Annotated in this window: 5 protein-coding genes, 1 pseudogene and 1 riboswitch; of the genes and pseudogenes, 4 read left to right on the plus strand and 2 right to left on the minus strand. The window is 43.0% G+C overall.

Annotated features, from left to right (window positions below):
• Positions 1-343: 343 nt before the first annotated feature.
• On the minus strand, positions 344-1,717 hold the full coding sequence (gene thiC, locus V7K50_RS25965) for a phosphomethylpyrimidine synthase (protein WP_334965166.1): 1,374 nt from the start codon (positions 1,715-1,717) through the stop codon (positions 344-346).
• A gap of 7 nt (positions 1,718-1,724) precedes the next feature.
• Positions 1,725-1,821, minus strand: a riboswitch (TPP riboswitch).
• Positions 1,822-1,868: 47 nt separating this feature from the next.
• On the opposite strand from thiC, the gene V7K50_RS25970 reads away from it, so the two are divergent.
• Entirely contained in the window at positions 1,869-2,000 is a 132-nt protein-coding gene (locus V7K50_RS25970; protein WP_334965168.1) for a hypothetical protein, read from the plus strand.
• 307 nt (positions 2,001-2,307) lie between these two features.
• On the opposite strand, the pseudogene V7K50_RS25975 reads toward V7K50_RS25970, so the two are convergent.
• A pseudogene (locus V7K50_RS25975) lies at positions 2,308-2,427 on the minus strand (IS630-like element ISAcma27 family transposase); the annotation flags it as partial.
• 806 nt (positions 2,428-3,233) lie between these two features.
• Between V7K50_RS25975 and V7K50_RS25980 the strand changes: the two are divergent.
• The 3 genes from V7K50_RS25980 to V7K50_RS25990 form a co-directional block, all read left to right on the plus strand.
• On the plus strand, positions 3,234-3,584 hold the full coding sequence (locus tag V7K50_RS25980) for a hypothetical protein (RefSeq protein ID WP_334965170.1): 351 nt from the start codon (positions 3,234-3,236) through the stop codon (positions 3,582-3,584).
• Between the two features lie 817 nt (positions 3,585-4,401).
• Complete coding sequence (locus tag V7K50_RS25985) at positions 4,402-9,330, plus strand: type I polyketide synthase (protein WP_334965172.1); 4,929 nt, start codon at positions 4,402-4,404, stop codon at positions 9,328-9,330.
• On the plus strand, positions 9,327-12,673 hold a 3,347-nt coding region (locus tag V7K50_RS25990; RefSeq protein ID WP_334965174.1), incomplete at its 3' end, for a non-ribosomal peptide synthetase. The genes V7K50_RS25985 and V7K50_RS25990, both read left to right, overlap by 4 nt.

Genomic DNA, 12,673 nt, shown 5'->3' on the forward strand with positions numbered 1-12,673 from the left:
TACACCCGTAGGGGCACGGCATGCCGTGCCCCTACACCTTGCGATATAATTTTGTACCGCATCTGAATGGGAACCGCTATATACAGCTAATTACTAACTATAATAGGACTTCCAAAAAATCAAATCACTAGTAAATCACAATGATAATCATCGCGTACCGTAACGCACCACCTCAAATTTTAGGACGAATATAGCGTTTCCTAATCATACAAGACACATCATAGCCCCCTCCCCGCAAGCGGGGAGGGGGTTGGGGGTGGGGTTCAGTACCTACTCAAGCGATAACCGCTATATCCGTAACGATTCCCAATCCAAAATCCAAAATCTAAAATCCAAAATGGTATTAGCTTTGAGTCACAGCCTCTTTCGCCAAAAACTTCTCTAATTCTGTTAGCGCATCAGCATCAACCTTAGTTTGCATTGGGCAGAACTTAGGCCCACACATCGAACAAAACTCAGCAGTTTTATAAATATCTGCTGGTAAAGTTTCATCGTGATATTCCTTAGCTCTTTCTGGATCGAGTGATAATTCAAACTGACGGTTCCAATCGAAATTGTAACGCGCCTTAGAAAGTTCATCATCTCTATCCCTTGCACCAGGGCGATGTCTAGCAATATCAGCCGCATGAGCCGCTATTTTATAGGCAATCAACCCATTTCGCACATCTTCGGCATTTGGTAGACCTAAATGTTCTTTAGGTGTTACATAGCACAGCATCGCAGTCCCATACCATCCAGCCATAGCTGCTCCAATAGCTGAAGTGATATGGTCATAACCAGGAGCAATATCTGTCACCAATGGCCCCAAAACATAGAAAGGTGCTTCCGAACACTCTTCCATTTGCTTACGGACGTTGAACTCAATTTGATCCATTGGCACGTGTCCAGGCCCTTCCACCATCACCTGAACATCATCTTCCCAGGCTTTGCGAGTTAGCTGTCCAAGGGTTTTCAATTCAGCTAACTGTGCTTCATCTGAGGCATCATGGGTACAGCCGGGACGCAGGGAATCTCCTAAACTGAAGGAGACATCATACTTTTTGAAAATCTCAATAATATCTTGGAAGTGGGTATAAAGCGGGTTTTGTTTGTGGTGATGTAGCATCCACCGCGCCAAAATACCGCCGCCGCGAGAGACAATACCAGTGATGCGGTTTCTCACCAAAGGCAAATGCTCAATTAAAATCCCAGCGTGGATAGTTTGATAGTCTACCCCTTGCTGGGCGTGCTTTTCGATAATATGGAGAAAATCATCAGCAGTCAGATTCTCAATTGTCCCGTGGACGCTTTCTAAAGCTTGGTATACTGGCACCGTACCAATGGGAACAGGTGAAGCTTTAATAATCGCGGTGCGAATTTCATCCAAATTACCGCCGCCTGTGGACAAATCCATCACGGTATCAGCACCGTACTTCACCGACAGGTTTAGCTTATCAACTTCTTCCTGAAGATTAGAAGAGTTGGGGGAAGCGCCGATATTAGCATTTACCTTACATCTTGAGGCGATGCCAATAGCCATCGGCTCTAGGTTCGTGTGATTAATATTAGCCGGGATAATCATTCGCCCCCGCGCCACTTCGTCACGAATTAGATCAGCCGGGAGATTTTCGCGTTGGGCAACATAGTGCATTTCTTCGGTGATTACACCTTGGCGGGCGTAGTGCATTTGAGATACATTACTTTGCCCACGTCGTTTAGCAACCCATTCTGTCCGCATATTGTCATTCCTCGATAAACAGCTTCCCTCCGCTGGTATTACCCAGACTCAGGTGTTAAGGGTGTGATCTCAGCCTGGTTATGTAGGCACCCCTAGCATGGATGTAGTGTACCACCTTCGTTATATCTGGGGGCAAGGGGATTAAAAATTTATGCTGTTTTTTCTGAGTCTGGCGATGTCTACGATGGTCACTGAGCCTGTCCTGAGCGTAGCCGTTCGCGCAGCGTCTCGTAGAGAAGTGCGGGCTGTGCCTACCCTGTTTTTGTTGAATAATGTCTATTGAAAAAGAGGCAGGGGAGCAGGGAGCAGGGAGCAAGGGGGATAGAACAGAAAAGGGATTCAACCCCACCTGAACGAGAACCACTTGTAAGAAGTGGGGGACTCAGACCCATGTTCCGCTCCGCAAACTAGTGGTCTGTCAAGTCTAAGGTTGTGGGTTTCGACTTCGCTCAACCCACAGATGAACGAGTGTTGAGCGAAGTCGAAACACGGTGCTCATGCACAAATTTGGTTCTGACAGACCACTAGGCAGGAGTCAGGAGTCATTTCCCCCTGCTCCCTGCCCCCTGCCTCTTCGTTGAAGGGGGAATCGAATATCGAATTATGTGGGCGCGATCGCGTTTCCGTTGAGGAACTGTTGTCGCTGACCGCAATTCTAAAAGGGTCAAATATTCTAAATCTGTTAATCTAACTCGCAATGGAGCAGACATCTCGTAGCACCCGTTTTTGAGATTTTATTGAAAGCTGCGGGAAACTCCATCCACAGGTGTCTGTAGAGGGATAGCCGCCCCGCCGCTTTAGTCATTAGTCATTTTTCATTAGTCATTTGTCATTGCTACTAATGACTAATAACTCCATCCCGCAAGTGGCGTGGAGTTTTTTATTTATCTTATATTTAATTTTAACCACCTACTTAACTATCTTAACTGTCTTAACTGTCTTAACTGTCTTAATAACTTTCTACTTAACTGTTTTACCCCTATTGCATTTTGTTGATAAAGCTGAGATGATTCAGTAGTTCAAGTTGATTTGTAAAGCTAGTACTTATTGATAAGTTAGTTATCAGATTAAGAGTAAATAAAGATAAAATTTGTATAGTCTTTACTTAATCTTAGGGGGAGTAATTATTATCTATATATACTTGTGAGAAAACTTTTATTTACTAAGAGGTTGTTTGAAAAGGATTTAGCTGTAATTTTAGGCACTTGTTGATCCCCCCTAACCCCCCTTAAAAAGGGGGTAACCGGAGTCTAAGTTCCCCAATTTATCGGGCAGCGACTGCACCCTTGCGGTTCCCCGACTTGTACCCCTTCGGGGATCTTGCTACGCGCAGCGTCTCCCCTTCTCCCAAAGGAAGAGGCTAGCGCCAAGGGAGAAGCAGGTGGCGTGGATTTAGGGGGATCTAAACGTTTTGCTACCGATAAGAGAAGAGGACTTTTCAAACAACCTCTAAGACTGTAGTCTCGTAGCCATCTTAATGTTTTAACCAAGAGTGTAAGGATTTTAGGTAATTACAATGGACGAAATCGTTAAAAAACTTGCTGGTCTGGGTCTTCCTGGTGTAATTCTCGTGATTCTAACGGTTACATCAGGAGGTAGTTCTGCGGCCGTTGCAGCTACTCTTACAGCATTAGGAGGTCCCTTTGGTATCGTTGGAGGCATAGCCCTGCTTGGTCTAATAACAGTTGTAGGGGATGCTGTAGCAGGATATGGGCTTGAAGCCATTGTTACAGCCGTTTATAAAGAACGTAGCAAAACTGAATCTGTTGAATTTCTGCTCAAAGAAATTAAAGATTTATCGATTACAGAGGAGCTAAAACTCAAACTGAAAAATGAACTTACCTCAGAAGTCAGTAATGTTGTCTAAGAAGTTAAGATTCCGAAAACAGTTGAAATTGTTGAGGAATAATTTTAATGGTAATAGGACTCCGATTTGATTTTTTCAAAAATCCTGAGACTAAAGAACCTGTTTTATCAAGGTTTTATCTGAAATCGTGTTCAGAAATCAAAGAGGATGACTATAGTTATTATTTGTTGTCAACCTAGCTCTTCGCAAAAGTGTAGTTAGGTAATTATCAGAGACAATTTATCAAGTAAACCTGAAATTGGAGAGTGCGTTACGGCTAAATTAGACTTTATCAAACCCTCAAATTCGTATATATCTGTAACTCACTCTCGTTAATATTTACTTTATTAGGACTTACGCACAGGTAACGGAAAATCGTAGACGCGAAGCGGCTTCCCGCAGGGTACCACAGAGGCACAGAGAACACGGAGGAATAAGAGTTTTAGATGTATTTTGCGTAAGTCCTGTTTATAAATAGGCTCTTATTGTAAAATAACAGACTTTAAGAAGGATATAAAAACTCATGCAGTTAGATAATCATGGTCAGCTTTTAGCAAATTCAAATAATAAAAGTTTTATCTGTAGAGAAGTAGAAGTTGCTATTCGCTCAAGTTTGACTATAGACGATTGTCTAATAATTAAGAAGTAGACAGAAAAATTAACACAGGAGTTAGTTGCCTATGTAGTTCCATTAGGTTTATTTGCGCCAGAATAATTTTTACAGCAATTTGCAAGTAAGTCAGGTGTAAAATGCAAGACTCAACATCATAGTTTATCAGACTGAGTGATTGGAAAAGTCTCATTAAGTGAAGAAAATAATAATACTATAGTTACATAGATGCAAGATCAAAAATATGCCAAAGCTCGGATTTGTTCTAAAGGACTGGTAAACGCAGATATTGCTGTGATTGGGATAGGTTGCCGATTTCCAGGAGCCAATAACTACCAACAGTTTTGGCAGAATATAGAACAAGGAATCAATAGCATTACTGAAATTCCTTCTGAGCGATGGGAAGTTGAAAAGTTTTATGCTTCCAATCCTCAAGAGCAAAAAAGCATTAGTAAATGGGGTGGGTTTATTGAGAAGATAGACCAATTCGATGCAGAATTTTTTGGCATCTCTCCTCGGGAAGCACAACGAATGGACCCTCAGCAGAGGCTGATGCTGGAGTTAACTTGGTCTTGTATCGAAGATGCTGGATATGCACCATCTCAACTGTCGGGAAGTTCGGTTGGTGTTTTTATCGGAGTGTGTAACTACGACTACGATATTTTACAAAATGGGTATAAACGAGACACTGACGGACATACAGGAACCGGAACTTGGGCTTGCATGATTCCCAATCGGATTTCTTACTTCTTCAATTTTCACGGTCCGAGTATTCCCGTAGACACAGCTTGCTCAAGTTCACTGGTAGCGCTTCATCAGGCTATAAATGCTCTGAAGCAAGAGGAATGTAAGACAGCACTCGTCGGTGGAGTTAGTATTTTCTGTACACCGACGAGATACATTCAAATGAGCCAACTGGGGATGTTGTCTCCACAAGGACAGTGCAGAACTTTTGACAATCAGGCTGATGGCTATGTGCGTGGAGAAGGAGCAGGAGTAATTCTCTTAAAACCTTTAGCTCAAGCCATTGAAGATAAAGACCAGATTTATGGAGTGATTAAAGGTAGTGCGGTAAATCATGGTGGAAAAGCAAGAACTCTGACATCTCCCAATGTTTATGCTCAAGCACAAGTGCTTTGCGCCGCCTATACAAAAGCTAATATTGCCCCCAATACAATTTCCTACATCGAAGCTCATGGTACAGGTACGCCCTTGGGAGACCCAATAGAAATTAATAGTCTCAAACGAGCATTTAGAAAATTACATCAACAGTATCATTTATCTTCAGTTGATCATCCTTATTGTGGTCTAGGAACAGTTAAGACAAATATTGGACATTTAGAAGCAGCTGCGGGAATTGCTGGGGTGATTAAAATACTCTTGGCAATGAAGAATCAAAAATTGCCCAAGATTGTGAATTTTCAGCAGTTAAATCCCCGTATTGAGTTCAAGGGAAGTCCATTTTATCTTGTCTGCGAAACCCAAAGGTGGAAGCAGTTAAAGACAGAGGAAGGAGAACTTTTGCCGAGAAGGGCGGGTATAAGTTCTTTTGGGGTTGGAGGGGTTAATACCCATGTGATTTTGGAAGAAGCACCAATAGGAATTCAAAATGACGCTCACAGACTCGCTAACGCGGCGCTAACAAAATTCAAAATTCAAAATGAAGATACTATTGAGCGCCCCTACCATCTACTAACTCTATCAGCAAAAAATGAGCAGGCTTTGGCAGAATTGCGACACAGTTATGGAGAATTCTTGATCTCTAATGCCGATATATCACTAAGAGATATATGCTCTACGGCGAATATAGGGAGGGAGCATTTTAACCACCGTCTAGCCATTGTCGCTGACTCTAGGGAGCAGTTAGTAGAGCAACTTGCTAGTTTTTCGAGAAAAACTGGTTATGTAGGTAAAACTCGACCCAAAATAGCTTTCTTATTCACTGGTCAAGGCTCTCAGTATATTAACATGGGTCGCCAACTCTGCGATCGCCAACCCATTTTTCGCCAAGCTATCGAGCAGTGCGATGAAATTCTGCGCCCCTATCTGGAGCATTCCCTGTTAGAGGTACTCTATCCTAGCCAAGTAGAAGAGCAAGCTTCATCTCTACTCGATCAAACTGCATATACTCAACCTGCGTTATTTGCGATTGAATACGCTTTGTATCAACTGTGGAAATCCTGGGGTATTGAACCAGATATAGTAATGGGTCATAGCGTCGGCGAGTATGTGGCTGCAACTGTAGCTGGTGTTTTTAGCTTGTCAGATGGACTTAAACTCATCGCCCAACGAGGACAATTAATGCAGCAATTGCCATCTGGGGGTGAAATGGTTTCACTAATGGCTTCAGAGGAGAGGGTGAAGGAAGTTGTTGCATCCGATTATGAGCGGGTGTCATTAGCAGCCATTAACGGTTCCGAAAGCGTGGTAATTTCTGGAGCTAGGTCAGATATCGCAGTTGCTTGTCAGCAACTAGAAGCAGAGGGAATCAAAACAAAGCATTTACAAGTATCCCATGCTTTCCATTCCCCATTGATGACACCGATGTTAGCAGACTTTGAAGCGATCGCCAATCAAGTCAGCTACAATCAGCCCCAAATTCCATTAGTCTCCAATGTTACCGGGCAAATTGCTGGCGAGAATATTACCAATGCACAATACTGGGTGAATCACGTCTGTCAAACAGTGCGGTTTGCTGATAGTATGCAGACATTACATCAGTTCGGATGTGAAGTGTTCTTAGAAATTGGGGCTAAACCAATTTTGTTGGGCATGGGTCGTCAATGCTTACCAGAAAGTGAAGATTTGTGGCTACCTTCTTTACGTGTAGGAATACCAGAATGGCAACAATTACTTTCTAGCCTCGCTGAGTTATACATAGCCGGAGTTAATGTAGATTGGTCTGGGTTTGAGGGCAAATATCCTCACCAGAAAGTTGCTCTACCGACCTATACATTTCAACGACAGCGCCATTGGATTGACACTTCTGAGCAAAAATATCAACAAGCAGAGCCTTTATCTAGAGATAATGTTCAGAATCCGATTACTAACTTTCTCGATCAAGGAAATACTGAAAAGTTAGTTCAACTAGTACAAAAGGCAGGAAAATTTTCACCTGAACAGATAAAATTACTGCCCGAAATCTTGGCTGTTTTAGCTCAGGAATACAAGCAATATCTCATACCAGACCTAGTTAAAGACCTCTGCTACGAAACAGTATGGCGAAATCAAGGGAGTATACAGCAACAGTTAATTGGAGATTATATACCTGCTCCTTCTGAAATCAGCCATCCTGCTCCCCTAAAGCCTCAAGCAGAACTAGAAAGTTGGCTAATTTTTGCTGACAATCAAGGTATCGGTCAGCAGTTAAGTGAACTATTGCGATCGCAACAAAAAGCTTGTACCCTGGTCTTCTCTGGTAATGAGTATAAACAAATATCAGATCGAGAATTCACAATCAACCCTACTTTACCAGAAGACTTTCAACGACTATTACTGTTCATACAAGCAGGAGAGCAAGGGAGCAAATCTTTACCCAATCCCCAACTGCATGGAGTCGTTTATTTATGGAGCTTAGATACAGTTGAGGCCAAGTTCCTCACCGTCACAGATTTAGAAGTTGCTTCCCAAACAGGATGTGGTGGCGTATTATCCCTGATCCAGTCTTTAATTAATCAAGGATTTTCCCATCCTCCTAGTTTATGGTTGATAACCAAAGGAGGGCAACAAGTGGGTGTAGAATCTACCTTGGGAGGGATAGCCCAATCGCCTGTGTGGGGATTAGGAAAAGTCATTACCAACGAGCATCCAGAATTTAACTGCACTTTGGTGGATTTAGACCCGGTAGAAAATCACAATGCCCACAGCCTCTTTGCAGAAATTTGTTCCCACAAGCCAACTAGTAGTGAGACTCACATCGCTTTTCGTCATGGACAACGGTATGTTAGCCGCTTATCACATAGCAAGAAACTTGTCAAACAATCTCTGCATATCAAAACCGATGCTACCTACTTAATTACAGGTGGTCTTGGTGAAATTGGTTTATTACTAGCCCAATGGCTGGTAGAACATGGGGCAAAACACCTAGTTTTGGCAGGGCGTAGCAGTCCTAACGAAGTAGCTAAAGACACTCTCAGACGACTGGAAGAGTCTGGAAGTCAAGTTTTTATCATGCAAACTGATGTATCCTTAGAAAAAGATGTCACCTCTTTACTAACTCAAATCAAAACATCGATGCCACCGTTAAAGGGTATTATTCATGCTGCGGGTGTCCTTGAAGATCGACTATTGATAGAGCATCAATGGCAATTTTTTGCCAAAGTTTTTGCGCCAAAGGTAAGCGGAGCCTGGAATTTACATACTCTTACACAAGACATACCTTTGGACTTCTTCGTGCTTTTTTCATCAGTTGCATCCATACTCGGACCTGCGGGTTCAGCAAATTATGCTGCGGCTAATACCTTTTTAGATGCTCTGGCTTATTATCGAAGATTACTAGGTTTGCCAGGGTTAACTATTAACTGGGGACTCTGGTCAATCCTGGGAATGGCCAAAGCTGTTGGGAGCAGGGTTGAGACTCAATGGCAAAACAAGGGAATAAAGACTATAGAAACACAGCAAGCATTAAGTATCCTAGAAAATTTTCTCTCCCAAGAAGTGGCTCAGGTAGGAGTCATGCAGATTGACTGGTCGAAGTTTTTGCAGCAATACTCAGGCTCATCTTATCCCAGCTTCTTTTCCGAAATCGCTCCACAGCTTCAGACACTTCCCATTGCACAAGAGCAACAGCAAGTTTACTTGCCACAAATTTTAGACCAAATCAAAGCCAGTTCCCAAGAGCAAAGCCAATCACTTTTGATTAGTTACCTGAGCCAGCAGATTGCCAGAGCTTTAGGAACAACTACATCTGTGTTAAATGTCATGCAGCCCCTTAACCAAATGGGACTTGACTCCCTCATGGCTGTCGAACTGAGAAATCGCCTCAGAACAGAATTGGAAATAAATATCCCCATCACAAAATTTTTGGATGGTGTGAGTGTTGTTGATTTAACAAAATTTGTCAGGGAACAACTTTTTGAAATGAATGCTATCTCTAAAGCACCTCTTGCAACCACTATTACATCAAATCAAAACAATTGGATTGAAGGAGAATTATGAATTTAACAGAGCTTCTAGAAACTCTTTCAGCAAAGAATGTTGAACTGTGGATTGATGGAGACAAACTGCGCTACCGATCGCCTGAAAATGTACTAACCCCTGATTTATTGGGAGAAATTAAGCAATACAAACCAGAAATTATCCGAATTTTATCGCAGGATACTGATAATTCTCCAACTTCTCCGCTTTCCCACGGTCAAAAGGCACTCTGGTTTCTATATCAATTAGCACCCACTAGTAGCGCTTACAACGCCACTTATGCAGCAAAATTAGTCACAAATTTAGATATTCCAGCCCTCAAGCAGGCAGCACAGATACTAGTTGAAAGGCATCGAGTTTTAAGAACTACCTTTACAACCATTGACGGCGAACCTGTACAAACAGTTCACGAAAACCAGCAAGTTGACTTTAGCATCCAAGAAGCTTTCGATCTTGGCCAAGAGGACGTAAATAACTGGCTCTCAGAAACAAGCGATCGCCCTTTCGATTTAGAACAGGGGCCAATATTGCGCTTTAATTTGTTAATTAATCACACTACAACCGATACATTAGCAACAAAGCAACACATTCTCTTAATAACAGTACACCACATAGTAGTGGATTTCTGGTCTTTAGAAATCATGATTGGTGAACTGAGACTTTTGTATGAAGCAATTACCACAGATGTAGAACCATTACTGCCGATACAAAACTGTCAGTATCAAGATTACGTCAACTGGTCAGAGCAAATGCTCGCCGATTCAGAAGGGGGGCGTTTGTGGACTTACTGGCAGCAACAACTCTCTGGTGAGTTGCCAGTACTAAATTTGCCGACCGATCGACCAAGACCACAGAATCAAACCTATAATGGTGCTTCCAGCTTTTTTACTGTTGAAGAAAAACTGCGGCAATCGCTCACAGAATTGGCCAAGAGAGAGGGCGCATCTCTTTACACAGTTTTATTAACAGCATTACAAATACTATTATTACGTTATACCAATCAAGAAGATATTTTAATTGGCTCTCCAATGGTGAATCGGAGTCGCTCAGAGTTTGAAAAGATTGTTGGTTATTTTACTAATTCTGTGGTTTTGCGAGCAGACCTTTCGGGAAATCCCACCTTTCAAGAGTTGCTGGGGCGATCGCGCTCTTGTGTATTAAACGCCCTAGACCATCAAGACTATCCCTTTCTCCTGCTGGTGGAGCGGCTGCAACCTGTCCGTGACCCCAGCTTTTCACCACTCTATCAGGTAGCCTTGGCCTGGGATCGATCTCACCAGAGTGACCAAGAAGTGTCACTTATGGATAGTGATGGGTTAGTTGTGGAATCGATGATTCCAGGGACTACAGGGGCTGCTTTTGATTTAACTTTAACCATTCTTGAGTTGCCAGGATCGCTCAAAGGCACATGGAATTACAACACTGACTTATTTGATAGCAGCACCATTGAGCGAATGACTGGTCATTTTGTGACACTGCTATCAGCAATTGTGGCGAATCCTCAGCAGCACCTAGCGCAGTTGCCTCTTTTAACAGCATCAGAGCAACGGCAGTTATTAGTTGAATGGAATGATACTCAAGTAGACTATCCCCAAGATTTGTGTATCCATCAGTTATTTGAAGAGCAGGTAGAACGTACACCCGATGCTGTCGCAGTTGTGTTTGAGAATCAGCAACTGACATACCGCGAGTTGAATTCTCGTGCTAACCAATTGGCGCATTACTTGCAGACTTTGGGAGTGGGAGCAGATGTGTTGGTGGGGATATGTGTGGAGCGTTCTTTAGAAATGCTCGTAGGATTACTTGGCATTCTCAAAGCGGGTGGGGCTTATGTGCCACTTGACCCAGAGTATCCGACTGAGCGTTTGAGCTTCATGCTTGAAGATGCTCAAGTCAAAGTGCTGCTTACCCAACAGCATCTAGTTGAGAAATTACCCGAACATATTGCACAACTTGAACTTGTTTGCTTAGATACTAGCTGGCAGTTAATTTCTCAGTGGAATCAGGAAAATCCAATCACTGATGTCCAAGCTAGTAACTTAGCTTATGTGATTTACACTTCGGGTTCTACCGGAAAGCCAAAAGGAGCAGAAAACACCCACTTAGGGATTTGCAATCGCCTGCTGTGGATGCAACAAGCCTATGAATTAACAGCAGGAGATTGCGTTTTACAGAAAACTCCTTTCAGCTTCGATGTCTCAGTTTGGGAGTTCTTCTGGCCATTAATGACTGGAGCGCGTTTAGTTGTGGCGAAACCAGGTGGACATAAAGATAGTGCTTACTTGGTCAACCTAATACTAGAGCAGCAGGTGACTACGCTACATTTTGTCCCTTCGATGCTCCAGGTTTTCCTAGAAGAAAAAGGTTTAGAAAGTTGCAGTAGCTTGAAGCGAGTTATCTGTAGTGGTGAAGCATTGCCAAAAGAACTTCAGGAACGCTTTTTTGCTCGCCTAGAGTGTGAATTGCACAATCTTTATGGACCGACGGAAGCTGCGATTGATGTCACATTCTGGCAATGTCAACCAGAGAGCAATTTGAAAACTGTGCCCATTGGTTGTCCAATTGCCAACACCCAAATTTACATCCTTGACCAAAATTTACAACTAGTACCTGTAGGTGTAGCAGGAGAATTGCACATCAGTGGAGCTGGATTAGCACGAGGCTACCTCAACCGAAAAGACTTAACACAAGAGAAATTTATCCCCAACCCCTTTGAAAAGTCACTTGTCAAAAGTCAGTTGTCAAAATTATATAAAACCGGAGACTTAGCCCGTTATTTACCAGATGGGAATATTGAATACCTGGGACGCATCGACAACCAAGTAAAAATCCGGGGTTTCCGCATCGAATTGGGAGAAATCGAAGCCGTACTCAGCCAACATGAAGACGTGCAAACGTCCGTTGTCATTGCCCGCGTTGACAACCCCTCAGAGCCGCGCCTAGTCGCCTACATCGTACCGGAAAAAGAGCAGACTTGTAGTGAGCGAAGTCGAAGTACACCCACAGTCAGCGTTCTGCGTCAATTCCTGAAAGCCAAGCTACCAGAGTACATGGTGCCTTCTTTCATAGTCATCTTGGAGTCACTCCCCCTAACTCCCAACGGCAAAATCGACCGTCGCGCCTTACCAGCTCCAGAATCACGCACCGGAATAGAAATCAGTTTAGTCGCACCCCGCAACCCCATTGAAGAAAAACTAGCCCAAATTTGGACACAAATTCTGAGAGTAGAGCCAATAGGCATACATGATAACTTCTTTGAACTAGGAGGGCACTCACTCCTAGCAACGCAACTCATCTCCCGCATCCGCACTAGCTTGAAAGTAGAACTACCATTGCGTTCGTTATTTGCAGCACCAACAATTGC

The organism is Nostoc sp., from assembly GCF_036917135.1.
In the GTDB taxonomy this organism is placed as follows: domain Bacteria; phylum Cyanobacteriota; class Cyanobacteriia; order Cyanobacteriales; family Nostocaceae; genus Nostoc.